Source organism: Dyadobacter sp. CY326 (assembly GCF_021390515.1).
Classification (GTDB): domain Bacteria; phylum Bacteroidota; class Bacteroidia; order Cytophagales; family Spirosomataceae; genus Dyadobacter.
This window is the reverse complement of the sequence record NZ_JAJUXI010000006.1, coordinates 378561-405114: the sequence shown is the minus strand read 5'-3', so window position 1 is coordinate 405114 and position 26554 is coordinate 378561. Positions and strand designations below refer to the sequence as shown.

Genomic DNA, 26554 nt, shown 5'->3' with positions numbered 1-26554 from the left:
TTATATTTCAGGAAAGTCGTCGAGCGTGGATTTCAGGATTTTCTCAATTTCCTTAATTTTATCCTGCTCACTCGTCTTTTCGTAAGATAAAATCAGGTTTCGCAATACGCGCTGCACAATTTCCAGATTGGTGCAAGGCTGGTAAAAAATCTCTTTGGATTTAATGTTCAGTTGCGCGATATAATGGTCAATGTCCGTTTTGGAAAAAATAATCCCGCGGTTGAAAACATTGATATAAAATTGCGTCTTGTCGTTTTTATAGGTCAAAACAAAAAGATTCGGCAGATTGACGCCATAAACAGGCAAGCCGAGCTTTCTTGCAATTAAAAGATAAATAACGCACAATGTTATCGGGTTCCCCCTCCGGCTTTCCATCACAACATTGATCATGGAATTAGAAGGCGAATGGAAGTTTTTCGTGTTTGCCGCAAAATTCATCACGCCAAAAAAGATGCTGTTAATGCGTTTGATCTGGTCCACCGCATTCATTTCCTCCTGAAACTGGATCCAGATATCGTAATAAAGCTGCTCAATATTTGTCCGCAGCTTTTCCATAGAAAGGTCCGGATAATGGTAAGTTGAAATGATCCACATGCCTTCCAGCAAGTCCAGCGCACCTCCGTTTTTCCAGGCCTGCAAGCGCTCAATCATGATGCTGAGCTGCAATTCGTGTATTAATTCCTCTATTTTACGCTGTACAATCGGGTTGAAGCTCTCCTCCCACTCTGTCTCGAGAAATGGTATCACATTGCCGCCCAATGATAAGATCTTGCCCTCCACATGCTGGCTCACCTCATGATCTTCGTCATCAAGTAAGGATATCAGTGCTTTAATTTCTCTCTGGTTCATTTTCCTCAAATCATCATTTAACAACCAACGGATAAATAAAAACATTTTTTTTTAATGGACATCAAATTTTCTACTTTTGCCCGAGAAAAAAGCTGTTAGACCGCACGCATTTCCCTAATTCTATACCACAATATTTTTCAATTTAAGCACATAACGCATGAAAATTCTCGTTACCGGTGGAGCTGGATTTATTGGCTCTCACACCGTTGTTGAATTGGATAAAGCAGGGTTTGAACCAGTCATCATTGACAACCTTTATAATACGAATCTTGGTGTTCTGGATGGGATCAAACAAATTACCGGCAAAGATTTCCCCTTTTACAATATCGATTGCAATGACGCCGCAAAAGTGAGGGAGCTGTTTGAAAAAGAAAAGTTCGATGGCATTATCCACTTTGCAGCTTACAAGGCGGTGGGCGAATCCGTCGAAAAGCCGCTCAATTATTACGAAAATAACCTCATTTCTCTTCTTGTATTGCTGCGTGCCGCGCAGGAATTTAAAGTCCCCAATTTTGTATTTTCATCTTCTTGCACCGTTTACGGCCAGCCCGATGCGATTCCGGTAACTGAGCATACGCCGCGCAAACCTGCAAATTCACCTTATGGCAATACAAAAGCCATTGGAGAAGATATTATTCGTGATTATGTTTATGCCAAATCAGGTGTAAAAGCATTATCACTCCGCTATTTCAACCCAATCGGTGCGCACGAATCTGCATTGATCGGTGAGTTGCCAAATGGCGTTCCGAGTAATCTGGTGCCATTTATTACGCAGACAGCAGTCGGCCTTCGCAAATCACTTACCGTTTTCGGAAGCGATTATGACACGGAAGACGGCACTTGCATCCGCGATTTTATCCATGTCGTGGATCTTGCCAAAGCGCACGTAAAAGCATTGGAATTGCTGCAAGCGCAAACGGAAACAGACTATTATGATGTGTTCAATGTGGGCACCGGCGAAGGTTACACCGTCTTGCAATTGATCAATACATTTGAAGAAGTAAATGGCGTAAAATTAAATTACACCATCGGGCCGCGCCGCGAAGGAGACGTTGAAAAAATATACGCGCAGTCTGATAAAGTGAATAATGTAATGAAATGGCATGCTGAAAAAACCATGGCAGACGCGCTTCGGGACGCATGGAACTGGCAATTAAAAATAACACCTCAACAATGAAAAAAATCTTAATCACAGGCGGTGCAGGTTTTATTGGGTCACACGTTGTGCGCCGCTTTGTAAACTTTCATCCGGACTATCACATCTATAACCTGGATGCCCTCACCTACGCTGGAAACCTTGAAAATTTAAGGGACATTGAAAACGCTCCTAATTACACATTTGTAAAAGGCGATATCGTTGATGCTGAATTTATTGACAAGCTGATCGGCGAAAATGATTTTCATGGCATTGTTCATTTGGCCGCCGAGTCGCACGTGGACAGATCTATTTCAGATCCGATGTCATTTGTGATGACCAATGTGGTGGGCACGGTGAATCTTTTGAATGCTGCCAAGAAGGCCTGGAAAGACGATTTTACAGACCGCCGTTTTTACCACGTTTCTACGGATGAAGTTTATGGTGAACTGCATGATCCGGGAACATTCTTTGTTGAAACGACCAAATATGATCCGCGCTCGCCTTACTCGGCCTCAAAAGCGTCTTCGGATCACTTCGTAAGGGCTTATCAAAATACATATAAGTTGCCGGTTGTCATCTCCAACTGCTCCAATAACTACGGCCCAAATCACTTCCCTGAAAAGCTGATTCCGCTGATGATCCACAACATCATTCAGCAAAAACCACTTCCTGTTTATGGAAAAGGCGAAAATATCCGCGACTGGCTTTTTGTAGAAGACCACGCCATTGCCATCGATGTGATTTTCCACAAAGGACGCAACGGCGAAACTTACAACATTGGCGGCCATAACGAGTGGAAAAACCTGGATCTTGTGCTGTTGCTTTGCAGCATTATGGACCGCAAACTGGGCCGTGAGCAAGGTGAGACCGAGAAACTGATCACTTACGTGACCGACCGCGCCGGACACGACCTTCGTTACGCGATCGATGCAACCAAACTGTCAGAAGAACTGGGCTGGAAACCTTCATTGCAATTTGAAGAAGGACTGGAAAGAACGGTTGACTGGTATTTGAACAACACGGAATGGCTTAACAACGTCACTTCGGGCAATTACCAGAAATATTACACCGAAATGTATTCGGACAGATAATCAACCGGACAGGGCACATTACTTACCATTACTACGATCTTACAAATGAAAGGAATTATTCTGGCCGGTGGATCCGGGACTAGGTTGCACCCGTTGACATTGGCAGTTAGTAAACAGCTTATGCCTGTTTATGACAAACCAATGATTTATTATCCATTATCAATTTTAATGCTGGCCGGGATTCGGGAAATCCTCATCATTTCAACTCCTCACGATCTGCCGCATTTTGAAAAATTACTGGGCGACGGAAGCCGCCTGGGTTGCACATTTACTTACGCAGTGCAGCCAAGCCCGGACGGATTAGCGCAGGCATTCATCATTGGTGAAGAATTTATCGGAGGCGAAAAAGTTGCCTTAATATTAGGTGATAACATTTTCTACGGCTCCGGTTTATCGCAGCTGCTTCAATCCAACAGCGATCCTGATGGCGGCGTAATCTTCGCTTATCAGGTGCATGACCCTGAGCGTTATGGAGTTGTAGAATTTGATAAGGCCAATAATGTGCTTTCCATAGAAGAAAAACCGGAAGACCCGAAATCTAACTATGCAGTTCCTGGTCTATATTTTTATGACAATGATGTTGTTGAAATTGCAAAAACCATCCCGCCATCGCCGCGCGGCGAACTGGAAATCACGGATGTAAACCGCGTTTACCTGGAACGCGGCAAGCTGAAAGTCGGCGTGCTGAACCGAGGCACAGCCTGGCTTGACACCGGAACATTCCAATCATTGATGCAGGCAGGACAATTTGTTCAGGTAATTGAAGAAAGACAGGGCCTCAAAGTGGGTTGCATTGAAGAGATCGCTTACCGGATGGGCTTTATTAATGCTGAACAATTGCGCGAAATCGCCAAACCGCTCGTTAAAAGTGGTTATGGAACGTATCTGGAACGCATTGTCGCCAATGTCTGATCGTTCGGTCACATTGCATTTGGTTAAGAATTGAAATATAAATGAAGTTTCTGGCAGAGGAAATCGAGGCGTATTCCGTAGCACACACGGAAAATGAGAGTGAGTTGCTGAGGTCTTTAAATCGGGAGACGCATGCAAACATTCTTAACCCCCGTATGCTGTCCGGGCATCTTCAAGGCAGATTTCTGTCCATGATTTCCAGGATGATCCGTCCGGACCGCATTCTCGAAATTGGTACTTACACCGGATATTCTGCGTTATGTCTTTGTGAAGGGCTTAACGCAGGAGGCCGGTTGGTTACGATTGACATCAACGAAGAGCTGGAAACTTTTACACGCAGCTTTTTTGCTGATTCTCCCTTCACTGATTATATTGATTATCGTATAGGCATTGCAACCGATATCATTCCTACCCTTGACGAAACCTTCGATCTGGTTTTTATTGACGCTGACAAAATTAATTACCCTGCATATTTCAACCTTTGCATTGACAAGGTTCGAAAAGGCGGCTTTTTGATCGCGGACAATGTGCTATGGAGCGGAAAAGTCGTTCAGGAGGAGATCAAAATTGACAAGGACACCCAGGCGTTGCTTGATTTCAACCGAATGGTTCACGAGGATAACCGCGTGTCGAACATCCTGCTTCCCATCCGGGACGGGTTGATGATTCTTCAAAAATTATAAATACACAAACACAATCAGCCAAGCATTTACAATTTATGGCCAGAACTTTCATTAAAAACATCAGATACATCGCAGTTGCCTGGATGTTGCTGCTCACCTCGAAAAGCAACGTCATCGCCCAGACTTATCCGGAAATTCCTGCGAGTATTTCGTTTGGAGGGATTACGGTCAAACTTGACAGAAGCGCTCAGGAAATTGTCGAAGAAGATGTCAAAAACCTGATGTCTAACAAGAAGTTTTGGGAAGAAAAACTGGATCGCGCGGTGCTGCATTTCCCGATTGTGGAAGGCATTTTGATGGATGAAGAAGTTCCGATCGATTTCAAATATCTGGCAGTTCAGGAAAGTTCTTTCAGGCCCGACGTTGTTTCTACGTCGAATGCGGTGGGTTACTGGCAATTTAAGCCTGAAACAGCGCGTGAGCTTAACTTACGCGTGGACGATCACATTGATGAAAGAAAAAATATCAGCGCGTCAACGCATGCAGCGGCTTGGTATTTGAAAAAAAATAACCAGCAATTTAACAACTGGGTGACAACGCTTTACTCATATTACCAGGGTGCGGGCGGCGTAAAAAAGGTGGTTCCGGCTGACTGGGCGTATGCACGCGAAGTGACATTAACGGGCAAAACGGATCGTTATATGCTCCGATTTTTCGCGCATAAAATCGCATTGGAAGCTGGCATTGAGCGTTATAAAACGCCAAACAAACTGGTGCTGCTGGAAGCGAGTTATGGCAAAGGAAAGTCATTGGACGACATTTCTTCCTCCCTTGGCATTGCTCCAAATGAGTTGAAAAATTACAACAGATGGCTTACGGACGACGAGATTCCGAATGATCGTGAATATCTGGTTACCATTCCTGTCCCGGCCGACCAACTGGCCTCAGTCCGCGAAAAACTGTCATTGCCTGCGCGCCAAACAGCGGTTGCTTCGGTTTATGAAGATTCCGGTTATCCTGTTTTGAAGAAAAAGCCTTCAAATGCCTCGGATCCGAATGCGCCTGAATTGTATGAAATAAATGGATTAGCCGGTGTTATAGCGCGCGAGGGCGATAAGCCCACCGCACTCGCAAAAGCCGGCGATATGCGCACGCCGAAGTTCATGCGCTACAATGATATGCTTGCCGAAATGCCTTTGATCCCTGGAAAGGTTTATTATTTGGCAAAAAAACATAAAAAAGCAGCAACGCCATTTCACACTGCAAGGCCGGGAGACACCTGGCACAGCGTTTCCCAGCAATATGGCGTGAGGTTGGTTAGTCTTTTGAAATTTAACAGGACAACAAGCCGCAATTATCCAATTCAGACAGGACAGGTTTTGTTTTTGACCAAAAAACGTCCTAAGAAGCAGGCGATTGAGATCATTGCTCCGCCACAGCCATCATCCGGAAGCGCAGGCCCTGCCATTGCAGCGAAAGCGGAAGTTGTTCCACCCGCCCCTGTTGCGGCTGCAAACACAATTCCGGACAAGCCTTCGGGGAGAAAAAAATACACGCCTGTTCTGGTAGAAAAGAAAGAAGAGCCTGTTAATGCGCCGGCAACCGCACCGTCAGCCGTTACAAATGCCCCCGTTGCCCCTGCAACGCCTGCTGCTGCAAACATACAAACAAGTCCGGCCGTAAAAACTGCGAACAATGTGCCTGCCTCTGTTCCGACAGAGCCTATCAGCAAGCAAGCTGGCGACCGCGTCGTGATCATTACGCAGGACAATGCTGACACTTCATTCCGCTCGGCCGAAGAAAGGCCCATTCCGAGTTCCACTTCGCCTTCCAAGGTGATTGTACCGAATGACACGCGAGTTACTTCCGAAACTTCGGTTTACATGAAACAACGCGCTGCGGCAGAAGAAAAAGCCGCAAAAGAGGCAGCTGCAAAGACTGCCGTTGCGGATGCTGCTGCAAGGGAGAACACGGAAAAGGAAGTTGCTGTTAAAGAAACGGCAAAACCGAAAGCTGCTGCACCGGAAAAGGCTGCATATCACACCGTTGAGTCGGGCGACACCTATTTCAGCATTGCCAGCAAATATGACTTAACATTAAGAGAGCTGATTGATTTGAATAAAAAATCACCCGGCAGGCTCGTTGTTGGTCAGCGCCTGAATGTGAGCAAAGCGCCTGCTGGGGAAACGGCGAGTGCTTCGGCGAATGAAGTTCCCGTGAAAACAAATCCTGCTCCTGAAAAAGTAACGGTTGTCCGCACGGAACCAAAGGAAACATTCAGGACGCCAGAAGAAATTAAAGAGGAAACCAGGAACACGGCGAGCCAGGGCAATGATGTTCACGTGGTGCAAAGTGGACAGACTTATTTCAGCATTTCCAAAGCTTACGGACTGACCGTTAAGGAATTGTATGAATTGAATGACCTGAATGAATCTTCGCGCTTGAAAACCGGGCAGAGACTTCGCGTAAAGAGGTCGGAAGGCGAGGCAATAGCTTCATCTGCAAACCAGACGCCCCGCGCTTCCAGCGCGCAAACGCACACCGTTGCACCAGGCGAAACATTGTTCAGGATTTCCCAGACTTACCGGACTAGCGTGGAGGATATCAAGAAATTAAACAATATGTCGGGAAACAGTGTTATGGTTGGACAAAAACTAAAAATCCCGCAACAATAATTTATCATGATACTCATCGACAACACTTGTATAAGTGACGATATTGAAGACCAGTTTTTTGTCTGTGATTTGGACAAATGTAAAGGTGCGTGCTGTGTGGAGGGAGATTCGGGAGCGCCGCTGGAAGAAGATGAGCTTGCGATCCTCGATGAGATTTATCCTGCCGTAGAACCCTATTTGACACAAGCCGGCAAAGACATTATCGCAAAAGAAGGAACATATACGAAGGATTGGGACGGCGATTATGTAACGCCGGTTATCAATGGCCGGGAATGCGCCTATGCAATTTACGATCAAAAAGGCATTCTGAAATGCGGCATTGAGGCTGCTTTTCTGGATGGAAAGATTGGATATAAAAAGCCGATTTCCTGTCATTTGTATCCGATAAGGGTCACGAAATATGAACAATATCACGCACTTAACTACGACCGCTGGGAAATTTGCAACCCGGCATGCAGTTTGGGAGCGGCGCTGGGTGTTCCAGTTTACAAATTTTTGAAAGAGCCGCTAATTCGCGCTTATGGGACCAATTGGTATGATCAATTGACGCAGGAGATCGATGAACGTCAGGAAAGCCGGTTAAGGGAAAAATGAAGCAGGGCAATGACTTCTTTTCGGACGTTTACGATGTAGTTCGCCAGATTCCGGAAGGGCGGGCAACCTCATATGGCGCAATCGCCGCTTATCTAGGTTCCAAAAGAGGCGCTAGAATGGTTGGCTGGGCAATGGGAAACAGTTTCACGCAACCCGGAATTCCTGCTCACCGCGTAGTCAATAAGCAAGGGTTACTCAGCGCGAAACATCTGTTTGAAACGCCAACCGCCATGCAGGAACGACTGGAAAACGAAGGCGTTGTTGTCAAAAATGATTGCATTCAAGATTGGGACAAATGCTTTTGGGACCCCGAAAAAGAACTTAATTAATAGAAAAAGGCTCTTCATCCACCGGACGAAGAGCCTTTTTATTGAACCTCACGCTTATCGAAGCGAGATCAGTTTTTCACTTGTGCTTTCGATCTCTACTTGTTTCACCAATTTCTGTTTGTTGTTGATCACTTCGAAATAGTAAACTCCGTCACCAACTTCGTCCAAATCAAATACGCGGCGATATTTCGCGTCATTTTCACTGAACATTTCGTTGTAATAAACCTTCCCACTCTTGTCTTTCAGAATGATCCTTAAATTGTCACCCGCGCTTTTGTTGACCGAAAGTTTGACCTTATTCGTGTCGTTGATTTTGTAAAGAGCTGCGTCGAAAGCGACTGCATTGGCAGCAGTTTTTTCTTCACGATTTTTCTTTTTGTCTGTTGTGAATGATGCAAGAGACAAAGTGAGCGCCAGTGCGCAGAATAGTTTTGAAATGCTTGAAATTTTCATGGCTAATATGATTTTAAAGTTCCGACCGTACACTTGCACAGTTGAACCATACATAAAAAAGGATGTGCCAGTTTCTTTTCAGGAAGAAAACAAACGGACACATCCTCTTGCCAACAATCTCGTTATCAAATATTTACAAGACAAATCAGAGAATTCTGCGGCCTATGCCGCGACTTTGCAAGCTGTTCATAACCGAACATTCGTATTTGAAACCGAACGATCTAAAAGTTACACAAAACCTAGATTTTATTTTTGCCCCTGCTTTCATTGGCAATTTTCTTGATCATAGGCAGGCGGCTGGCGGGGATCAAATGTTTGTAATCCCAAAACGCTGAAACGCACACGATTTTCCACTGTCCGTCAATCTTCTCCATCAGCCTAACTTCCTTGCTGTGGTGAAAATTCTTTTCCATTTTATCGCTGTTAAACTGGTCCCAGGTGAGATAGGCCACGTTATTATCGAAGAACTTATACTTTACATTTTTTCTCTCAACAATCGGATGGCTCGAAACGGGCTCAGGGTTATCCGCAATATATCTGCCAATTTGCTTGTTAATGTCGTCCCAGCCTACATTGGAATCGAACGTTCCATCATTGTTGCTCCAAGCTTGAAACGCGTAGTCGGTCTGCGCATAATTGGCTTTCCATGCATTGTAATCTCTTGCAAAAAATGCTTTTGTTTCGTTTTCAATTACATCGTTGATTGCTTTCTTTTCTTTTTCAAGATTCGCTTCGCGGTTGGCTTCCTCCTCTTTGGTCTTGTCTGTGCATGAGGCGCACAGCAGAATTCCTAATAAAATTACTGACAATGTTTTCATACTATAAAAGTTTAGTTTGTTAAAAAATTTTAACTCAACTCTTCTTTCAGTAAGCATCCATCAAAGGCGCGAAAAGCGTCAGATTTATCAGAAAGTTAATATTTTTTTGTATAAATACAAGAGAAACGGTGAGAAATAAGTAACCGATTTGGCGAAAAACGGCCATTAGTTTAACGCTTTTTACTTAGCAGGATAGTAAGGCGCATAGCGTTTAGCATTCGGATCGTGAAGCAGCCAAAGACCAATGAATGTGATGAGCCCGTTAATGATCAGCCGCTCGAATCCAAACTTGTAGCCATTGAACCATTCAGCAGAATGATCATTGATAACGTAAGTTAAAACTGGCGCGAGAATGCAGACCAGCGGCACCCATTTGTCTTTTACAGGCCGTTTGAGAAACGCCCCGAACGAGAACAGACCCAAAAGCGGCCCATATGTGTAACCTGCGAGATCGAAGACAGCCGTGATCACTTCCTTGCTATTAAGCCTGTTGAAAATCAGGATAACAAGATAAAAGACGACTGAAAAACCAATGTGCACCCAGAACTTAATGGTTGAACGCTGCGCTTCGGGCCTTTTCTCAATGTTCATGAAATCAATGCAAAAGGCGGTTGTAAGAGCGGTCAATGCGGAGTCCGAGCTTGCATATGTTGCAGCCGTAATTCCGAGCAGGAAAGTGATCCCTACCACCAATCCTAAATGATTGAGGGCAAGCATGGGATAAAAATCGTCCGATTTGGCCGGCGCCGGAATTCCTTGCGCTTCGGCATATACGTAAAGCAATGCACCCAGTGATAGGAACAGAAAATTGACGATAACGAGCACGATCGTAAACCAGAACATATTTTTTTGCGCCTCGCCTATGTTCTTGCAAGTGAGATTTTTCTGCATTAGATCCTGATCCAATCCGGTCATAACAATGGCTATAAAAACGCCGGCGAAGAATTGCTTGAAGAAGTTTTTAGGATCATTGGTGTCCCAGTAAAAAATCTTGGAATAACCGCTCGTCTGCACGCGGTTCCAAATGTCACCGAAACCGTCCAGATTGAGTTCATTGGAGACGAGGACAATCGTCAGAATTACCGCCGTGATCAGAAAAAACGTTTGCAGCGTGTCCGTAACGATAATCGTTTTCACACCGCCTTTGAATGTGTAAATCCAGATCAGGAAAATAGTTATCGCAACGGCAACCTCGAATGGAATGCCTAATGGCTTAAATAGTGCCAGTTGCAGCACTTGTGCAGCAACATAAAGCCGCACTGCCGAGCCGATTGTACGGGAAAGCAGGAAAAACCCCGAGCCGGTTTTGTAAGACCAAAAACCAAAACGCTGTTCGAGATAAGAATAAATGGAGATTAAATTGAGCCTGTAATAAAGCGGCATGAGCACTGTGCCAATCACGAGGTAACCCAAAATGTAGCCAATGACAACCTGGAAGTACGAAAACTGAATGTTAACAACCGCTCCCGGCACCGATACAAATGTTACCCCGGACAGCGAAGTCCCAATCATTCCAAAGGCGACAAGATACCACGGAGATTGTCTGTTGGCAGTAAAAAATGTGTTGGTGTCGGCTCCTTTGGACGTGTAAATGGAAACGGTTATGAGCATTCCAAAATACGCGATCAGGATAACCAAAGAAATATATGGATTCATTAAAGCGGGTTATTTGTGAATTTTAGCAGCGGATTAAAAGGCACTTAAAACTTCCGATAATCTGCGTTTTTGTTTAGATTTGCTAATCAAACAGAAATTTGGTTGTTATGCAAGCGCTTACAGAGACTGAGGTTGAAATTCTGGAGAAAACCATAGAAACCGATGTTAAGAGACTGGTTATCTATAACGACGACGTAAATACATTTGATTGGGTCATTGACACATTGATGGATGTTTGTGGCCACACCAATGAACAAGCTGAGCAGTGCACACTGATCATCCATTATAAGGGCAAATGCTCCGTAAAAGAAGGCGCTTTTGACGAATTAACAGGCATGCGCAACGAAATTTGCCGCCGCGGAATTTCCGCAGAAATCCACTAGTCTCACGCTCACACTTTCCACATGAATTACCCCTCACGTCTTATTGAGGATGCCGTAAGTGAGATCTCCCGTCTGCCGGGAATAGGAAAAAAAACAGCTTTGCGCCTCGCATTACATTTGCTCAAAAGAGACGAAGAACAAACGCGGTCACTTTCGGAAGCTCTTGTCAATATGCGCACGAAAACTTCCTACTGTGAACAGTGCCACAACATTGCCGACGACCGGCTTTGCAACATTTGCAGCAATCCAAGAAGAGACAGATCTATTATTTGCGTGGTTGTCGACACACGCGATGTGCTTGCGATTGAGTCCACCAATCAATACAAAGGTTTGTATCATGTGCTAGGCGGCATTATTTCACCGCTTGAAGGCATTGGACCGTCTGATCTGCAAATTGATTCATTATTGAAAAGAATTGAAAGTCCGGAAGCGGACGAACCGGTTAACGAAATTATTCTGGCGCTTAGTCCGACCATGGAAGGCGATACAACGGCTTTTTATTTGCAAAAGAAAATGAAGTCGACCGGTGTTAAAATGAGTACGATTGCCCGCGGAATTCCCATTGGCGGTGATCTGGAATATGCAGATGAAATCACCCTGGGCCGCAGCATTGTAAGCCGGGTGGCTTACGATTGAGATAACTAAACACTTTACAAAAGTACAGTTATGAATAGAACCGATTTTTTACGGACATTGGCCGGGAGCTCATTAGCTGTCGGAGCTTTGGCCAATCAGGCTTTTGCAAACGAAGCAATGCAGTCAGGAGCTGAAACGGCGCCTTTTAAACAAGCACCGCTTCCTTACGATTTTGGCGCATTGGAGCCGAGCATTGATAAAATGACCATGGAAATTCATTATGGAAAACACCATGCGACTTACGTGAAAAATCTGAACGATGCTGTAAAAGGCACCGAATACGAGAAAAAATCACTGGACGAAATCATTAAATCCATCGGAAAAGCGCCTGCGGCGATTCGTAACAATGGCGGAGGTCACTGGAATCATACGTTTTTCTGGGAAGTGATGGGCCCGAAAAAATCGGCTGCTCCTGCTGGTCCGGTGGCGGATGCAATCAATGGTCAATTCGGCTCATTGGACAAATTCAAAGAACAATTCGCTAAGGCTGCGACGACGCGTTTTGGTTCAGGCTGGGCCTGGTTGGTTGCAAAAGATGGCAAGCTGGCCATTGGTTCTACGCCAAATCAGGATAACCCGTTAATGGATGTTTCAGATTTCAAAGGAACGCCGATTTTGGGATTGGATGTCTGGGAGCACGCTTATTATCTGCATTATCAAAACAAACGTCCGGATTACATTAAAGCATTCTGGGACGTGGTGAATTGGGATAAGGTTGCTGAGAATTTGAAAAAGGCTTAACCGAGTTTAAAGAAATAGAAAAGGGTTAATGATCAGTGATCGTTAACCCTTTTTTGTTTAGTTGCAGTAACTGCTGATCACCTTGTAAGCCTGCTGATAACCCAGCTCGCCCGCCTTACTCAGATCAAGACAGCCATCATTGACCTCGCCCAGGCTGTTTTTCAGGATTCCTCTTAGATAATAGGCCTCCGGATAATCCGAACGCAATTTGATCGAACTGGAAAAATCCATCACCGCGCCCATTTGATCACCGCTTGCGGAACGAATCATTGCGCGCGAGAAAAATGCATTGGAATAAGTTGGGTTAAGCTCAACCGCGGTGGTTAGGTCCTGAATTGCGCCTTTGACCTCCCCCACTTTCGCTTTACTGATGCCACGCACAAAATATGCTTCGGCACGGTCGCTGCTGAGATTTTCGATTCTGGTTTGTTCCTTAACCTGATCCCGCAGTTCGTCCAGCGTTTCTTTATTGATTTTGCCTGTGTAAGCCACTTTTTTAGGATCGCCTGCATATGCATTTTTCAATTCCACGGATTTGGAAAGATCTGCAATGGCGCCTCGGTGATCGTTAAGCTTGCCTTTTGAAAAACCTCTGCCGTAATAAGCATGGTAATTTTCAGGATTTAGCTGAATCGTTTTATCAAAATCAATGATCGCACCCTGAAAATCTTCAATTTTATTTTTGGCAAAACCCCTTTTTTCGTAAAACTCACTTTCATTGGGACTTAATTCAATAGCGCGGGTGAAATCCGTAGCAGCTCCCTGAAAATCACCCAATTCTATTTTGGCTAATCCGCGACCTGCGTAAGCGCCAGTTCTTTTCGGGCTTAGTTCAATCACTCTAGTAAAATCGGCGAGACTGCCCGCATATTCCTGCAAATCCTGCTTGCAATTTCCCCGGGCATACAATGCCGCAAGTTCATCAGGATTAAGCGATAATGCCTTGTCCAGATCCGTGAGCGCATTTCTATGCTTTTTTAATTTGGCATAACTTACGCCCCGGTTGTAATAAATCTTGGGATCTTCCGCATTCAATTCCAATGCTTTGGAATAATCTTCAATGGCCGACGAATAATCATCCTGCAAACTTTTGCTGACACCGCGGCTTTGATAATAAAGTGCTTCCTTAGGATTGAGCTCGATGGCGCGGTTGTAGTCCAAAATCGCACCTCGGTAATCTTTTAGATTTGCTTTGGCGAGTCCGCGGTTGAAAAAGCTGGGCGCATGTTCGGGGCTCATTGAAATCACACTTGTATATGCCTGCATGGCACCATTGAAATCACCGGTTGCGGCTCGCGTGTTTCCTTCTTCAAAAAATTCCGCAGCAGAACGTTGTGCAAAAGTGAGAGCTGGTAAGAGACAGGCAATGAGGGAAATTAAACCAAAAAATAAAACTTTCATGAATGTAAACCGTTTCCTCAAATCAGATGTGTTTTTATAATGCTATAAAAGTATTCAAATTCCATTTCCGCATCAAAAAACAAAACGCCTATTTTTCCAACGGAGTTTTCCAGTCAATTTCAGGAGAATATGGTTACTTTTACCAGAGAAGTTCGCACGCAAAACATGACTTTTTTACATTATCAACACCGTTATGACATCCTCAGCAAAGAAAGTTTTTCTCATTATTTTAGTCCTGGTTGCAGCAGGAGCGATATATTATTCTTTTTTCAAACCTGTTCAGAACGAGCAGGCCGTCGTTGAAGACCGCGTCGCCGCTCCCATTGAAACTTCGTCTGTTTACTTGTCAGAGCTTAAAGATCTGGAAGGAAAGCCGGTTGCGATGGACGAGAAAAAGCTGGTTTTCGTGAATGTGTGGGCTACGTGGTGCGGACCTTGCAACATGGAAATGCCTGGCATTCAAAAGTTGTATGACAAATACAAAACGCATGAAAAAGTGGCGTTTTATATCATTTCTGACGAAGATGCAGAAACGGTGAACCCATTCATTGCGCGTAAAGGTTACAATCTGCCTTTTTACCAATTTGCCGGCACTTACCCGACGGCCTTGAATGGCAATGCAATTCCCAGAACTTACATTATTTACAAAGGCAAGATCCTGGTCGAAGAAGTGGGTGCTTCGCAATGGGACCGTCCAGAGATTGTAGATTTAATTGAAAAGCAACTCGCTGAAATCTGAAATTAAAGGGCATAAAAAAGGCGCTGATTGATGCAATCAGCGCCTTTTTTATATTTATTAATCGCTTATTCCACGATAAATGTGCCTTTCATCAAAGCATAGTGACCTGGGAAGCTGCAAATGTAAGTGTAAGTTCCTTTTGCAGGAGCAGTAAACTCAACAGAGTCACTTTCGCCGCCACCGACAAGTTTGGTATGCGCAATAATGCTCGCTTCTTCCGACTTAGGAATGTATTCTGTTTCTCTCGCAGCAGCAGCTTTCGAACCGAATGCAGCAATGTCAACGCCCGGTTTCAACAAAACCCAGTTGTGACCCATTGCAGCTTTTGCAAGTTTTCCAGAGTGCGTCAAGGTCAGTTTCACTTTTTGTCCTGCCTTAACTTTGATTTCTTTCAGGTCAAACTGCATTGCATCACTTCCTTTTATAACGATGGTTTTAGCTTGTTTTACATCGCTAACCACTGTTTTTGCGGGCAATTTAGCCTCAACAGTATTCATTGTAACAGCTCCGAAAGCCAAAACTGAGGCAAAAAGCATTACGCCATACTTCGTCGTTTTCATATTAAGAGTATTAGTAAACTTGATTGTTTTAAATTAACTGGTGCAATTTACGACGCGGTATTTTAAAAAAACAATCCATTAACAATTGTTTGATAAATAGATCTTAAAACAGGATTTTATATTGATCCCGCACGGCCCGACCCACGCAAATCACGGAAAGGACCATCATATAATGGTTGATATCCACGGGGTCCATGGGAATCGGCAGCTTGCCCGACTTCGTCGAAAGCGCCAGCAGCATCATTGAAAAAATCACCCATAACGCACTTTTCTGACGGCTGGCAAGCCCCACACAAGATATGAGCAGCGTGATTACAATGGCGAGCGATTTAATAATTAAACCCACATATTCGACTCCGAACCAGGTAATGCAATACATAAGAAGCAACCCAAGCCCAATGGTGGAGACGAAAAAGTATGTGCCGGCCTGATAACGCATAATGAGGCACCAGGATGCGGAAACCAGGCAAAACGCACCCAATGTCATTTCTCCTGCGATGACGATTTCGTGTATGCTTTCAAGACTTTCCACGCCCGCATACACAAGCAAGTCAGTGAGCGCAACGAGCGCGATGAAAAACAGAAATATTCCCCAAAGCCACTTGCTGATGAACGGCTGCGCGCGCAAATAGCGGGAGAAAATAAATAAGCTGGTAAAACTTAAAACCAAGTTAGAAAATATATGTGGACTGCTGAGTATCTGCATAAACCTGCTAAATATTGACAAAAAAGCAATTTACAAATTCTGGCTACATTTTGCTACTTCGTGCTTTTCGTTCTACTTTTACCAAAAAAACTGATTTACCAACATGAGCGTTTTAGTTAATAAAAATTCTAAGATTATAGTTCAGGGATTTACCGGATCGGAGGGTTCTTTTCATGCCCAGCAAATGATCGAATACGGTACAAGTGTCGTAGGTGGCGTAACTCCGGGCAAAGGCGGTCTGTCTCATCTTGAAAGACCAGTTTTCAACACCGTTGACCTTGCAGTTCGTGCTACTGGCGCTGACGTATCCATCATATTTGTTCCGCCGGCTTTTGCTGCTGATGCTATAATGGAAGCTGCTGATGCTGGAATTGGCGTTATTGTTTGTATCACGGAAGGCATTCCTACCAAAGACATGATGCAGGCAAAAGAATATATTAAAAACAAAAACTGCCGTCTGATCGGACCAAACTGCCCGGGTGTTATTACTGCTGAGGAATGTAAAGTGGGCATTATGCCTGGTTTTATCTTCAAAAAGGGAACAGTTGGTTTGGTGTCAAAATCAGGAACATTAACTTACGAAGCTGTTGATCAGTTGACTCGTGCCGGACTTGGGCAAACGACTGCAATCGGAATCGGAGGTGATCCAATCATTGGAACAACAACCAAGGAAGCGGTTGAATTGTTGATGAATGACCCTGAAACAGAAGCGATTGTAATGATCGGTGAAATTGGTGGAAGTATGGAAGCTGATGCGGCCAACTACATTAAATCAACTGGAAACAAGAAACCGGTTGTTGGTTTCATCGCTGGACAAACTGCTCCAAAAGGTCGCAGAATGGGCCACGCTGGTGCAATTATTGGTGGCGCTGATGATACGGCTGAGGCAAAAATCAGAATTATGAAGGAGTCAGGCATATTTGTGGCTGAGTCACCAGCTTTGATCGGTGAAACAATGCTGATTGCTCTTGGTAAGAAATAATAAACCTGCAGACATATAACTTTATAAGAGGGCTGGGGAAACCCCGCCCTTTTTGGTAACAATGAAGTCCATTTCCTTTCAACTTTTTTGGGCTTTTTTTACAGCTTTTTCTGTGGTCGGAGCATTCGTTTCTGCCGCTCCGAAAGTCTCCCCTCCCGAACAGTATTTTCCGGTTTACGATTATGCGAATGACTGGCTCGTTTACAATCCGCAGTATAAAAATTACGTCCCGTTTTCGCAGGGCGTCAATGAAGGCACACGTTTCGTAAGTCTATACATTGATCTCATCAAAAATCGCAATTACGTCTTGCTTGTAAAGGCCGAAAGCAACGGCTACTTGTTTTTAGAAGGATCTTTACAGAACAAAATAACCGCCAATCAGTGGCAGGAACTCAACATTGACAGCCTTTACAAGATCTATAAAAAAGACGAATTGCTGCTAACTGTTTACGGCGGACCGGGCATCGGCGATAAGGCGGTGTTGCTTTGTAACAAAAAGAAGCTTACTGATCCCGCAGTAATCGAGCAGACGGGAAGGAATTTTATCAATATCAAACCCATTACATTCACTCCTTTCGGGAATCTTGCTGCTATTACGCTGATAATTGTGTTGATGTTGAATGCCTGGATCTTCAACTTGAATCCGTTGTCATTCATACGTTTGATAAATCCTATTGAATTTTTCAACAACGACCCGAGGGATCAGCTTTCGAAAATGAACAAGCCGCATAGCAATACGGTGATTTTCTTCGTCATCATCTCGTCTATGCTGATGAGCTTTATTGTCATTTATTTTTCGTCCAACAAGCTTAATCTATTTTCTGTCAGCACGATATTATCTGAAAAGTCAAATACGCTTCAAATCGTCAGCGACTTTTTTGTGCTCGCCACGATCTTCTTTGTGCTCACTTACGTCAAATATATATTGATGGTGATGGCAGGAAACATGCTCAACCTCGACAAGCAGATTGACAACATCTTTATCAAAATAATCCAATCCTCTTACCTCTTTTATGCAGGACTTTTTCTGGTCGTCTTCATGCTCAGTTTCAATCATGTAAATTGGATTACAGACTTCCGGAGCTATGTTTTGCTTCCATTTTTGTTTTTTTACTCCATACGCTTTGTGGCTTTGTACGTTGTAACCAAGCCACCGGGCTCGTTGATTAATCTGTATTTATTTTCTTACCTTTGCGTCATAGAAATAATCCCGCTCATTGTTGGTATGAAGTTTGCTTTGTAACCGATGTATATGAAACGGAATTTAAACTAATGAGGAATTATACATGAGTGATACCATCAATTTTGATCAGGAACGTCTTAAAAAAGTAACCAGTCTTTTAGTCAGTCAATCCAGACCAGCCGACGAGAATTCACCTTACTATGAATTGGCCAAAAAGTATAATATCAAAGTAGATTTCAGGCCATTTATACAAATTGACGGGGTTTCCTACAAAGAGTTTCGCAAACAAAAAATTAACATTCTGGATCATACTGCGATAATCTTCACGAGTCGCAATGCCATTGACCACTTTTTCCGCATTTGTAACGAGGGAAGGGTTGAGGTTCCAGCAACGATGAAATATTTCTGCATTTCAGAGCAGACTGCAAATTATCTCCAGAAATACATTGTAATTCGCAAGAGAAAGATCTTTACTGGCACAAAAACAGCCGCCGAATTGATCGAGTTAATGCGCAAACACAAGAAAGAGAAGTTCTTATATCCCTGCTCTGACGTTCGAAAGAATGAAATCCCAGAATTTGCAGACACTGAGGAGTTCCACTTCATCGAAGCGACAATGTATCAGACCGGCTCTGCTGATCTGTCAGATCTGGAAGACGTATATTACGACATTATTGCGTTTTTCAGTCCTTCGGGAATCAAATCTTTGTACGATAACTTCCCTGATTTTAAGCAAAATTCAACACGCATCGCTGCTTTCGGCCCGACAACGGCGAAGGCTGTGACAGATGCAGGTCTTATTCTGGACATTCAGGCACCCTTGCCAAATGCCCCATCCATGACCGGCGCACTTGACCTGTATATCAGACAGGCGAATAATATCTGAGTCGATTTTACATAGAAAAAGCCCTGGAAATATTCCGGGGCTTTTTTGCTATTTTATCAATTTTTTTAAGCAATATGCGTTATAAATGAAATCCGAAAACTCCCAGCGTGTTCCTTAAACAAATCCATAGGCATGACTTTGACGTTTACTATTCGAAGTAATAAATATATCCGGCTGCTTGCAATAATACTCCTGACCACTTCCAGTGCGATGGCTCAAAAGGACGCACAATTCAGCTTATTTTCCCTTAATCAGCTTTACTTAAATCCGGCAGCGGCTGGCGCAGATGGCCTTACCAAGTTTCAACTAACACATCGGACGCAATACGCTGGATATCAAGGAACCAATGTTGTCGATGAAGGTGGTGCGCTCTCAACACAGCTGTTCTCTTTCAGCATGCCTTTCAAAAATTTTGGAATTGGTTTTTACGCATTGAATGACCGCAGTGGTCCGCGAACGGATCAGGATTTTAAGCTTTCTGCCGCTTATCGCATTCCGGCTTTTGGCGGAAACTTCCAAGTTGGCGCAAGTGCAGGCTTGTTCAGACAATCGATTGACTTTGGAAAACTGCGCTATCAGGACCCGGATGATCCATTGATTCCAACCGGAAATATTTCCGAAATCAATCCTGATTTTTCTGTTGGAGCCCGTTTTGAGAATGAGACTTTTTACGCAGGCTTATCATTCAATCACCTTTTGGAGCCAAAGTATCAGCTCGGATCAGAAACGGCAACAAATCCTTTGCCTCAAACATTATATTTTAATGCAGGTGTAAATATTGAGCTCGGATATCTTTTAGATATTCAGCCAATCGTGCTTTTAAAATCTGACATTAGCACTTTTTCAGCCGAGGGTGGCGCAACTGTAACATATAATAAGCGCTATTGGATTGGTGGAACTTACAGACAGCAAGACACTTACTTCATTTTGATGGGTGGAGTGTATCTATTACCGGATCAGTCTTTGAGGCTTTCAGGCGCATATGATCTGGTGCTTGGCGGCAATGATTCCAAAGCTCCTTCTTCTTTCGAAGTAATGTTGTCCTATGCACTTCCATCGCCGAAATTTGGCAAGAAAACGATTATCCGGACACCACGTTTCAGGTTTTAGCGAAATGGTCATTGGCTCCGTATATAGTGCTATGCAATCCGGAAAATGTTAAACATTGTTGGGTTTAGCCTGTTTATACTGGTTTTTAATAAACCAGTTGTTAATTGTTGTGAATCAGTTTGCAAAACTTTAATTTATATTTGTAAAACAATCTTGCCTTATACCATTTATCTTTTTCCTACGTTAACTCGATAAATGCTAGCCTGGCGGTGGATATTGGAGTGCACTAATATGATTTCTCCAAGGTCCATTGTAAAGCGCGAGATGTTTATTTTTGTTTTTATTTCAAGTATACTATATATCAACAGTCGACGTTTTTAGGCTAACATTTTATAATCAAATTTTTACAAAACCACTATGAATGTGAAAGTGTTCTATCGGAATGGAGTCCAAAGCCTGCTTTTGGTAGCCGCTCTTATGCTCATGCAAAGTTGCGGATTTATTAAAAGTAAGTTTGGCAAGGGAGGACAAGAAGAAAGCGGGATTCAAAACGGGGAGATTACAGCGACAGCCCGTAAAGGTTTTAAGCAGACAACTCCGGCTGGAATGGTGGTGATCCCATCAGGTTCTTTCATTATGGGCCAGGCCGATGAAGATATAGCTTCCTCAATGAACAACATGAACCGGCGCGTAACGATCAGCTCATTCTTTATGGATGACACTGAGATTACAAACAATGAATACCGCCAGTTTGTAAATGCATTGCTTGTTGATTCAGTATCTGTATTGGGCGAAGAGGAAATTATGTCTAAATACTATCCTGACACAACAGTTTGGAAAAAAGATTTTGCTTACTCAAACGGAGATCCATTTGTAGAGTATTACTATCAACATCCTGGATTTGACACTTATCCAGTTGTAGGAGTTAGCTGGACAGGCGCTGAGTATTTTTCTAAATGGCGCACAAATTTGCTTCACGATTTCCAAAACAAAGAAGGTCAATTTAACTCAACCGGTTTCCGTCTTCCAACAGAAGCAGAATGGGAATGGGCAGCAAGAGGCGGACGTGCAGTTGCGAAATATCCTTGGGGTAATCCTTACACCATGAATGCAAAAGGATGTTTCCTTGCGAACTTCAAGCCACAACGCGGAAACTATGATGCAGACGGCTATCCTTACACAGGCCCGGCAAATGCATACAATCCAAATGATTTTGGCCTTTATAACATGGCTGGTAATGTCGCTGAATGGACTTCGGACGCTTATACTGACAATGCGACTGCAATCGTTTGGGATATGAACCCAGAATACAATAATCCTGATGAACCCCGCAAAGTGGTTAAAGGCGGCTCATGGAAAGATATAGCTTACTACTTACAAACTGGCACGAGAACATTCGAATACGAGACAGAACGTCGTGCTTTCATTGGCTTTCGCTGTGTAATGGACAATGTTAACGACCGTGGAGGTGCCCGAGCACGTCGTCGCTAAGTATGATCTTAAAACAAAAGAAGCAGCGTTTCTATAACACTGCTTCTTTTTTACGACCTCTTCAAATCAATTTAAACTAACAATTTCTAAATTTTTCACTGTAACTGATTTCAATAAGTATGGCTAAGAATAGCGGACCTAATTTTTTTTGGGATAAACTGGTACCAACAATATATAGCGCAGGTGCTGCCGTTGTTATTTTGGGAGCGTTAGCAAAAATTCAACACTGGGACTTCGGCGGCCCTTTATTAACTGCCGGATTGGGTACTGAGGTACTTATATTTTTACTTTATGCACTTCAAACGTTAACGCAATCTTCTGACCGTGAACCGGATTGGACCCGTGTTTATCCGGAGCTTGACGATAATTATAACGGACCTGCGATCACGCGCGGCTCTACATCTTCAAGTGGTGTTACTGCTAAATTGGACAACATGCTTGACAATGCTAAGCTTGGACCAGAGGTTTTTGATAGCCTTGGAAAAGGTTTCAGAAATCTTTCAGAGACAGTTGGCAAAATAAGCGATTTGACGGATGCAACGGTTGCTACTAATGATTACGCAAGAAATGTGAAAAGTGCGTCAACAGCGATCAATGATATGAATAAATCTTATGGTGTTGCCATTAGCGCGATGAGTTCTATGGCTGATGCTACAAAAGATGCACAATCATATCGTGAGCAATTCCAGCAAATTACAAAGAACATGGGCGCGCTTAATGCGGTTTATGAGCTGGAACTTCAAGATACTACAAAGCACCTGAAAGCAATGAATGCATTCTATGGCAACCTTACCGCTGCGATGGAAAACATGGCTGACGCTACCAAGGAATCACAAGTATTTAAAAATGAGATGTCTAAACTGACGACCAATATTTCGTCGTTGAATGGCATTTATGGTAATATGCTGACTGCCATGCGTGGTAGTAATGCATAAGACCGGATTAGCAAGCATATAGTAAATCCTTCTGAGAATTATTAACTGTTTGTTATCACTAAATTATTCAATCACTGATAACTGATTACTGAACAATATGGCAGGTGGAAAAGAAACACCCCGTCAAAAGATGATTGGCATGATGTACCTGGTACTTACTGCAATGCTTGCATTGCAGGTTAGTTCAGCCATCATAGAAAAATTCATTCTTCTGAACAATTCTTTGGAACTATCCTCAGGAGCAGCTAATAAAATAAATCAGGAAACTGTACTAAAAATAAAAACAGCTGTTGAAAAGGCGGGAAACAGATCCGCTGACGTCGCCGTAATTAAGCAAGCGGAAGAAGTTCGCAAGTTTACTGCTGACGTAACCAACGAAATCAATGCTTTGAAGCAAGAGATCATTAACAAAGCCGGCGGCGGATTCAACGAAGAAGGTGGAATTAAAAATCCGCAGGAAGAAGCCAAAGTTGCTGAATTGATGATTGCGACTGGAAAAAAAGGTAAGGCATATGCATTGAAACAAAGATTAAATGGCTACACTGCTCAATTAAATAATTTGTCTCCAAATAAATTTCAGATGCTTGCGATGGACGGTCGTGAAGATCCGGGCGTTAAGGGCAACAAGGAGCAAAGAAATAAAGATTTTGCAGAATTGAACTTTGAATCTACGCCAGTTGCAGCTGCGTTGGCCGTTTTGAGTCAAAAACAAACAGACATTCGCCGTATGGAAGGTGAAGTGCTGAATTATTTGGCCAGCAAGGTGGGTGCAGCGGACGTAAAATTTGACCGTGTTTTGGCAATGGTTAGTGCGGACGCAAAAACAGTTGTTGCCGGGACAAAATTTAAAGGACAAATGTTCATCGCAGCATCTGCTTCTGGAATAACACCACGCATGAGCTTGAACGGTTCTCCCGTTAAAGTTGAGAATGGTGTTGGTATGATCGAGTTCACTGCGCAAGGCGGTGGATACAATGCAGAAGGCGTTGTTAGAAAAGAGTTGCAAGCACGTATCACGATTCCGACTCCATCTGGAAGAGATACAACCTACACAATGAACCAGGAATATTTTGTTGTGAAGCCTTCTTATCAAATTGAAACAGGAACACTTCCTCCGTTATATCTGGGTTGCGCAAACAAATTGAGCATTCAAAGCCCGGCACTTGGTGCGTTATGGGCTCCGTCTTTCTCAACGGATGGCGGTGAGATTATTAATAGCGGTCAAAAAGGAAAGTTTACAATCGTTCCTAGCAAATCGCAATTAAACATTACCGTAAGCAACGGTGGCAATGTGCTTGGTTCTGAGCCCTTCCGGGTTAATCGGGTTCCAAAGCCTTCTATCGAGGTTCGTGTCAATGGAGCACCATTTGACGAGCGCAAAGGGGCACCCGCATCAGGAGCGCGTAGCATTCAGGTAATTGCGGTGCCAGACGAAAGTTTTAAAAACTTCTCTCCTGAGGATGCGAGATTCCGGGTGTCACAAATTGAAATTTCACTGGCACGCGGAAATAGACGTATTAATGGCGTTACATTGAATAGCGGCGGAGGTTCAATTTCCTCGCTTGCACAGCAAGCACAACCAGGTGACCGTTATGTCATCTCTATTTTGAAAGTTGAACGTCAGAATTTCAAAGGAGCAATTAGTGAAGTGGAGATGGGCAACCAAACTCGCCAGGTAACACTATACTAATCGTCAATTTTAATCGTTGATTGGGCAATACAACCTTATGTATGTTATGAGAAGAATGAACGGAAAAACGATTGCATGGTCATTACTATCTTTGTCCTTAGGCACAAGCGCTGCCTTCGCTCAGGAGAAGGAAGATTCCACAGCAAATCAATTTTCATCACGCCCGATTGCTGAGGGTGATATTTTGATGAAAAGAACGCTTTGGAGAAGGGTTGATCTTAAAGAAAAACAGAACATTTCAATGTTCTCGAAAAACAATGAGATCACACGTTACCTGCTGGAAGCTGCAAAAGCGGGTTTGATTGACGCTTATACGAATGACTCATGCGCTACCAAAATTACCGGTGATGAATTACACAAGCGTATTTTAATACCAAACCAAACTGCCGGATTATCCGCGGAGGAAATTGCAGCTGGTTTTGGTGAGCCTGCTAAAACAGATGACGGATGGGGTGCCAAACCAAAGGCTGAACCAACAAAGCAAGCAGTAACACCAGACGATGGCTGGGGCAAAAAAGATACCAAGCCAGAAGCAGCTGCCGAAGACGATGGTTGGGGCCCTCCAAAGAAAAAGTCCTCAAAAAAGAAAAACGGCAAGACTGAGGTTGCAAAAGAAGAGGTGCCAGTAGTTGAGCAGCCGAAAGTTGATACAACATTTCAAACTGAGGTTGCAGCAACTGAGGAAGAATACTTCCCTGAGCAGCTAAACATTTTGGAAATCAAGGAAGATTGGACATTTGATAAGAAAAGATCCCGTCTATACAATGATATTCAGACGTTGTCGATCATTCTTCCATCTGAACAAACGGCTACAGGGCTTGAATTGCCTGTTGCTTCTTTCCGTTACAAGGATGTAGAAAGGTTATTCAGAAGCGATCCGAAGAAATACATTTGGTACAATACGCATAACACAGCTCAAAACAAGAACCTTGCAGATGCATTCGATTTACGCCTATTCTACGGCCGTATCACGAAGTTCTCTAACGCAAGCGATAAAGCATTCTTGGACATCTATAATGGTGACAAAGAAGCCCTTATCAAGTCTTTGAACTACGAGCAGGAATTGATGGAATTGGAGCACGGACTTTGGGAATATTAATTTTCGATGTCAGTCACAAAAAAAGAGGTTATCCAATGTGGATAACCTCTTTTTTTGTTATTACTAGTTACTTCTTTCCAAATCCCACCTTCAATCTCTTGCTTACTTTCATATTCTTTTCTTCGGTTAGTCCCAAGGCTGCAATGGTCTTCTCATAACTTTTAAGAATCTCTGCGTCCAATCTGCCAGCGATTGTTCCTGGAATGATTACAATGCGCACATCTTCAAATTCTCTGTCAGGCGCATCGTCAACGTCCTCTGACCAACCTCTCTGAAACAACTCGACAAAGAATGTGGTGCCGTCAATCCCATGAACAAACGTGAATTCACTAGCAGTTTGATTGGTGCCAGTGCCAAAAACAACCAGTCCAGGAAGCGGCCAGTATACACCTCCCGATTTAATGTAAACCAAGACCGCAGAAGATTGCAGTGCGCTGTCAAGTTCAGGAGTAAGATCTGTCAAGCCGGTAATATATCCGCCAGTTGTATCTGTTTCAGCTTCGCCGGAAGACAGTATGATCGCTCCACCACCCGAGCCAGTTCCGTCTTGGCCAGCTGGGCCGGCTGGTCCCGCAGGTCCGGCTGGACCAGCAGCCCCTGTATCTCCTTTTGGCCCAACTTCGCCTTGTTTACCTTCGCAACCAACCAATGCGATCATACACCCGATCCAGGCAAATAGCAATAATTTTTTCAACATAACTAAAATGGTTAAAATGTGAACTGATAATGTGAATGAGATTGTAAGAGTTAGTACGCTGGCTGATTCAGATTTGACGAGAACAAGGGCGTTTTTCCCATAAATTATACAAAAAAAATTACTAATCCTGCATGCAGCTTAAAGATTAAGAAAGCTGGCCCATGCAACGATCTAAATATGACAAAAAGTAGTGTCTTCCATTACGCGATATGTAATTTTGCGACCATTCTATTTGAC

27 protein-coding genes are annotated in these 26554 nt (G+C 43.6%); 19 read left to right on the top strand and 8 right to left on the bottom strand.

Annotation, left to right across the window (positions count from 1 at the left end):
- Positions 1 to 849 (bottom strand): transglutaminase-like domain-containing protein, encoded by an 849-nt coding sequence (locus LZG73_RS14595; protein ID WP_233850882.1) that lies wholly within the window; start codon positions 847 to 849, stop codon positions 1 to 3.
- 157 nt (positions 850 to 1006) lie between these two features.
- On the opposite strand from LZG73_RS14595, the gene galE reads away from it, so the two are divergent.
- From galE to LZG73_RS14560, 7 genes are read left to right on the top strand one after another with little or no spacing between them, the layout of a single operon-like run.
- On the top strand, positions 1007 to 2026 hold the full coding sequence (gene galE, locus LZG73_RS14590) for a UDP-glucose 4-epimerase GalE (protein WP_233850880.1): 1020 nt from the start codon (positions 1007 to 1009) through the stop codon (positions 2024 to 2026).
- Positions 2023 to 3078, top strand: coding sequence for a dTDP-glucose 4,6-dehydratase (rfbB, locus tag LZG73_RS14585; RefSeq protein ID WP_233850878.1), 1056 nt, complete (start codon positions 2023 to 2025; stop codon positions 3076 to 3078). Before galE ends, rfbB begins: the two co-directional genes overlap by 4 nt.
- Before the next feature lie 45 nt (positions 3079 to 3123).
- Positions 3124 to 3990 carry a glucose-1-phosphate thymidylyltransferase RfbA gene (gene rfbA, locus LZG73_RS14580; RefSeq protein WP_233850876.1) on the top strand — a complete coding sequence of 289 codons (867 nt, stop codon included), beginning with the start codon at positions 3124 to 3126 and terminating at the stop codon, positions 3988 to 3990.
- A 41-nt stretch (positions 3991 to 4031) separates the two neighbouring features.
- Entirely contained in the window at positions 4032 to 4673 is a 642-nt protein-coding gene (locus tag LZG73_RS14575; protein ID WP_233850874.1) for an O-methyltransferase, read from the top strand.
- A 35-nt stretch (positions 4674 to 4708) separates the two neighbouring features.
- The gene (locus LZG73_RS14570) at positions 4709 to 7288 is read left to right on the top strand and encodes a LysM peptidoglycan-binding domain-containing protein (protein WP_233850872.1); all 2580 of its coding nucleotides are present in this window, start codon (positions 4709 to 4711) and stop codon (positions 7286 to 7288) included.
- A 6-nt stretch (positions 7289 to 7294) separates the two neighbouring features.
- Entirely contained in the window at positions 7295 to 7882 is a 588-nt protein-coding gene (locus LZG73_RS14565) for a DUF3109 family protein (protein WP_233850870.1), read from the top strand.
- Positions 7879 to 8211 (top strand): MGMT family protein, encoded by a 333-nt coding sequence (locus tag LZG73_RS14560; RefSeq protein WP_233850868.1) that lies wholly within the window; start codon positions 7879 to 7881, stop codon positions 8209 to 8211. Before LZG73_RS14565 ends, LZG73_RS14560 begins: the two co-directional genes overlap by 4 nt.
- A 54-nt stretch (positions 8212 to 8265) precedes the next feature.
- On the opposite strand, the gene LZG73_RS14555 is transcribed toward LZG73_RS14560, so the two are convergent.
- The 3 genes from LZG73_RS14555 to LZG73_RS14545 form a co-directional block, all read right to left on the bottom strand.
- Complete coding sequence (locus tag LZG73_RS14555; RefSeq protein ID WP_233850866.1) at positions 8266 to 8664, bottom strand: hypothetical protein; 399 nt, start codon at positions 8662 to 8664, stop codon at positions 8266 to 8268.
- A 239-nt stretch (positions 8665 to 8903) separates the two neighbouring features.
- Positions 8904 to 9482: a hypothetical protein gene (locus LZG73_RS14550; protein WP_233850864.1), complete on the bottom strand. Its 579-nt coding sequence runs from the start codon at positions 9480 to 9482 to the stop codon at positions 8904 to 8906.
- Between the two features lie 180 nt (positions 9483 to 9662).
- Positions 9663 to 11138, bottom strand: a complete 1476-nt coding sequence (locus tag LZG73_RS14545) for a sodium:solute symporter (protein WP_233850862.1) — start codon at positions 11136 to 11138, stop codon at positions 9663 to 9665.
- Between the two features lie 107 nt (positions 11139 to 11245).
- On the opposite strand from LZG73_RS14545, the gene LZG73_RS14540 reads away from it, so the two are divergent.
- From LZG73_RS14540 to LZG73_RS14530, 3 genes are read left to right on the top strand one after another with little or no spacing between them, the layout of a single operon-like run.
- Positions 11246 to 11521, top strand: coding sequence for an ATP-dependent Clp protease adaptor ClpS (locus tag LZG73_RS14540; RefSeq protein ID WP_233850860.1), 276 nt, complete (start codon positions 11246 to 11248; stop codon positions 11519 to 11521).
- Positions 11522 to 11542: 21 nt separating this feature from the next.
- Positions 11543 to 12157, top strand: coding sequence for a recombination mediator RecR (gene recR, locus LZG73_RS14535; RefSeq protein WP_233850858.1), 615 nt, complete (start codon positions 11543 to 11545; stop codon positions 12155 to 12157).
- Between the two features lie 30 nt (positions 12158 to 12187).
- Entirely contained in the window at positions 12188 to 12898 is a 711-nt protein-coding gene (locus LZG73_RS14530; protein WP_304488738.1) for a superoxide dismutase, read from the top strand.
- A 57-nt stretch (positions 12899 to 12955) separates the two neighbouring features.
- Here the strand turns inward: LZG73_RS14530 and LZG73_RS14525 are convergent, their stop codons facing one another.
- On the bottom strand, positions 12956 to 14299 hold the full coding sequence (locus LZG73_RS14525; protein WP_233850856.1) for a tetratricopeptide repeat protein: 1344 nt from the start codon (positions 14297 to 14299) through the stop codon (positions 12956 to 12958).
- A 193-nt stretch (positions 14300 to 14492) separates the two neighbouring features.
- On the opposite strand from LZG73_RS14525, the gene LZG73_RS14520 reads away from it, so the two are divergent.
- Positions 14493 to 15038: a TlpA disulfide reductase family protein gene (locus LZG73_RS14520; protein ID WP_233850848.1), complete on the top strand. Its 546-nt coding sequence runs from the start codon at positions 14493 to 14495 to the stop codon at positions 15036 to 15038.
- 65 nt (positions 15039 to 15103) lie between these two features.
- Here the strand turns inward: LZG73_RS14520 and azu are convergent, their stop codons facing one another.
- Complete coding sequence (gene azu / locus LZG73_RS14515) at positions 15104 to 15598, bottom strand: azurin (RefSeq protein ID WP_233850846.1); 495 nt, start codon at positions 15596 to 15598, stop codon at positions 15104 to 15106.
- 103 nt (positions 15599 to 15701) lie between these two features.
- Positions 15702 to 16304, bottom strand: coding sequence for a hypothetical protein (locus tag LZG73_RS14510; RefSeq protein ID WP_233850844.1), 603 nt, complete (start codon positions 16302 to 16304; stop codon positions 15702 to 15704).
- 103 nt (positions 16305 to 16407) lie between these two features.
- Between LZG73_RS14510 and sucD the strand changes: the two genes are divergently transcribed.
- From sucD to gldN, 8 genes are all read left to right on the top strand, one after another.
- Positions 16408 to 17286: a succinate--CoA ligase subunit alpha gene (gene sucD / locus LZG73_RS14505; RefSeq protein ID WP_233850842.1), complete on the top strand. Its 879-nt coding sequence runs from the start codon at positions 16408 to 16410 to the stop codon at positions 17284 to 17286.
- Between the two features lie 61 nt (positions 17287 to 17347).
- Positions 17348 to 18529, top strand: a complete 1182-nt coding sequence (locus LZG73_RS14500) for a DUF4271 domain-containing protein (protein WP_233850840.1) — start codon at positions 17348 to 17350, stop codon at positions 18527 to 18529.
- Positions 18530 to 18572: 43 nt separating this feature from the next.
- On the top strand, positions 18573 to 19355 hold the full coding sequence (locus LZG73_RS14495; protein ID WP_233850838.1) for a uroporphyrinogen-III synthase: 783 nt from the start codon (positions 18573 to 18575) through the stop codon (positions 19353 to 19355).
- Between the two features lie 132 nt (positions 19356 to 19487).
- Positions 19488 to 20465: a PorP/SprF family type IX secretion system membrane protein gene (locus LZG73_RS14490; RefSeq protein WP_233850836.1), complete on the top strand. Its 978-nt coding sequence runs from the start codon at positions 19488 to 19490 to the stop codon at positions 20463 to 20465.
- 357 nt (positions 20466 to 20822) lie between these two features.
- Positions 20823 to 21896, top strand: coding sequence for an SUMF1/EgtB/PvdO family nonheme iron enzyme (locus tag LZG73_RS14485; RefSeq protein ID WP_233850834.1), 1074 nt, complete (start codon positions 20823 to 20825; stop codon positions 21894 to 21896).
- Between the two features lie 119 nt (positions 21897 to 22015).
- Positions 22016 to 22831, top strand: coding sequence for a gliding motility protein GldL (gldL, locus tag LZG73_RS14480; protein ID WP_233850824.1), 816 nt, complete (start codon positions 22016 to 22018; stop codon positions 22829 to 22831).
- Positions 22832 to 22928: 97 nt separating this feature from the next.
- A complete protein-coding gene (gene gldM, locus LZG73_RS14475; RefSeq protein ID WP_255697079.1) occupies positions 22929 to 24521 on the top strand; it encodes a gliding motility protein GldM in 1593 nt (530 codons plus the stop codon).
- Between the two features lie 37 nt (positions 24522 to 24558).
- Entirely contained in the window at positions 24559 to 25620 is a 1062-nt protein-coding gene (gene gldN / locus LZG73_RS14470) for a gliding motility protein GldN (RefSeq protein ID WP_233851033.1), read from the top strand.
- A gap of 67 nt (positions 25621 to 25687) precedes the next feature.
- On the opposite strand, the gene LZG73_RS14465 is transcribed toward gldN, so the two are convergent.
- Entirely contained in the window at positions 25688 to 26317 is a 630-nt protein-coding gene (locus LZG73_RS14465) for a hypothetical protein (protein ID WP_233850822.1), read from the bottom strand.
- Positions 26318 to 26554 lie beyond the last annotated feature (237 nt).

What these genes read in the sequence shown, in the direction of transcription:
- LZG73_RS14550 (WP_233850864.1), bottom strand. Translation starts at nt 9,482, where the DNA reads ATGAAAACATTGTCAGTAATTTTATTAGGAATTCTGCTGTGCGCCTCA.
- gldL (WP_233850824.1), top strand. Translation starts at nt 22,016, where the DNA reads ATGGCTAAGAATAGCGGACCTAATTTTTTTTGGGATAAACTGGTACCA.
- recR (WP_233850858.1), top strand. Translation starts at nt 11,543, where the DNA reads ATGAATTACCCCTCACGTCTTATTGAGGATGCCGTAAGTGAGATCTCC.
- LZG73_RS14495 (WP_233850838.1), top strand. Translation starts at nt 18,573, where the DNA reads ATGAGTGATACCATCAATTTTGATCAGGAACGTCTTAAAAAAGTAACC.
- sucD (WP_233850842.1), top strand. Translation starts at nt 16,408, where the DNA reads ATGAGCGTTTTAGTTAATAAAAATTCTAAGATTATAGTTCAGGGATTT.
- LZG73_RS14490 (WP_233850836.1), top strand. Translation starts at nt 19,488, where the DNA reads ATGACTTTGACGTTTACTATTCGAAGTAATAAATATATCCGGCTGCTT.
- LZG73_RS14540 (WP_233850860.1), top strand. Translation starts at nt 11,246, where the DNA reads ATGCAAGCGCTTACAGAGACTGAGGTTGAAATTCTGGAGAAAACCATA.
- gldN (WP_233851033.1), top strand. Translation starts at nt 24,559, where the DNA reads ATGTATGTTATGAGAAGAATGAACGGAAAAACGATTGCATGGTCATTA.
- LZG73_RS14575 (WP_233850874.1), top strand. Translation starts at nt 4,032, where the DNA reads ATGAAGTTTCTGGCAGAGGAAATCGAGGCGTATTCCGTAGCACACACG.
- galE (WP_233850880.1), top strand. Translation starts at nt 1,007, where the DNA reads ATGAAAATTCTCGTTACCGGTGGAGCTGGATTTATTGGCTCTCACACC.
- azu (WP_233850846.1), bottom strand. Translation starts at nt 15,598, where the DNA reads ATGAAAACGACGAAGTATGGCGTAATGCTTTTTGCCTCAGTTTTGGCT.
- rfbB (WP_233850878.1), top strand. Translation starts at nt 2,023, where the DNA reads ATGAAAAAAATCTTAATCACAGGCGGTGCAGGTTTTATTGGGTCACAC.
- gldM (WP_255697079.1), top strand. Translation starts at nt 22,929, where the DNA reads ATGGCAGGTGGAAAAGAAACACCCCGTCAAAAGATGATTGGCATGATG.
- LZG73_RS14530 (WP_304488738.1), top strand. Translation starts at nt 12,188, where the DNA reads ATGAATAGAACCGATTTTTTACGGACATTGGCCGGGAGCTCATTAGCT.
- LZG73_RS14485 (WP_233850834.1), top strand. Translation starts at nt 20,823, where the DNA reads ATGAATGTGAAAGTGTTCTATCGGAATGGAGTCCAAAGCCTGCTTTTG.
- LZG73_RS14560 (WP_233850868.1), top strand. Translation starts at nt 7,879, where the DNA reads ATGAAGCAGGGCAATGACTTCTTTTCGGACGTTTACGATGTAGTTCGC.
- LZG73_RS14525 (WP_233850856.1), bottom strand. Translation starts at nt 14,299, where the DNA reads ATGAAAGTTTTATTTTTTGGTTTAATTTCCCTCATTGCCTGTCTCTTA.
- LZG73_RS14520 (WP_233850848.1), top strand. Translation starts at nt 14,493, where the DNA reads ATGACATCCTCAGCAAAGAAAGTTTTTCTCATTATTTTAGTCCTGGTT.
- LZG73_RS14545 (WP_233850862.1), bottom strand. Translation starts at nt 11,138, where the DNA reads ATGAATCCATATATTTCTTTGGTTATCCTGATCGCGTATTTTGGAATG.
- LZG73_RS14465 (WP_233850822.1), bottom strand. Translation starts at nt 26,317, where the DNA reads ATGTTGAAAAAATTATTGCTATTTGCCTGGATCGGGTGTATGATCGCA.
- LZG73_RS14595 (WP_233850882.1), bottom strand. Translation starts at nt 849, where the DNA reads ATGAACCAGAGAGAAATTAAAGCACTGATATCCTTACTTGATGACGAA.
- LZG73_RS14570 (WP_233850872.1), top strand. Translation starts at nt 4,709, where the DNA reads ATGGCCAGAACTTTCATTAAAAACATCAGATACATCGCAGTTGCCTGG.
- rfbA (WP_233850876.1), top strand. Translation starts at nt 3,124, where the DNA reads ATGAAAGGAATTATTCTGGCCGGTGGATCCGGGACTAGGTTGCACCCG.
- LZG73_RS14510 (WP_233850844.1), bottom strand. Translation starts at nt 16,304, where the DNA reads ATGCAGATACTCAGCAGTCCACATATATTTTCTAACTTGGTTTTAAGT.
- LZG73_RS14500 (WP_233850840.1), top strand. Translation starts at nt 17,348, where the DNA reads ATGAAGTCCATTTCCTTTCAACTTTTTTGGGCTTTTTTTACAGCTTTT.
- LZG73_RS14565 (WP_233850870.1), top strand. Translation starts at nt 7,295, where the DNA reads ATGATACTCATCGACAACACTTGTATAAGTGACGATATTGAAGACCAG.
- LZG73_RS14555 (WP_233850866.1), bottom strand. Translation starts at nt 8,664, where the DNA reads ATGAAAATTTCAAGCATTTCAAAACTATTCTGCGCACTGGCGCTCACT.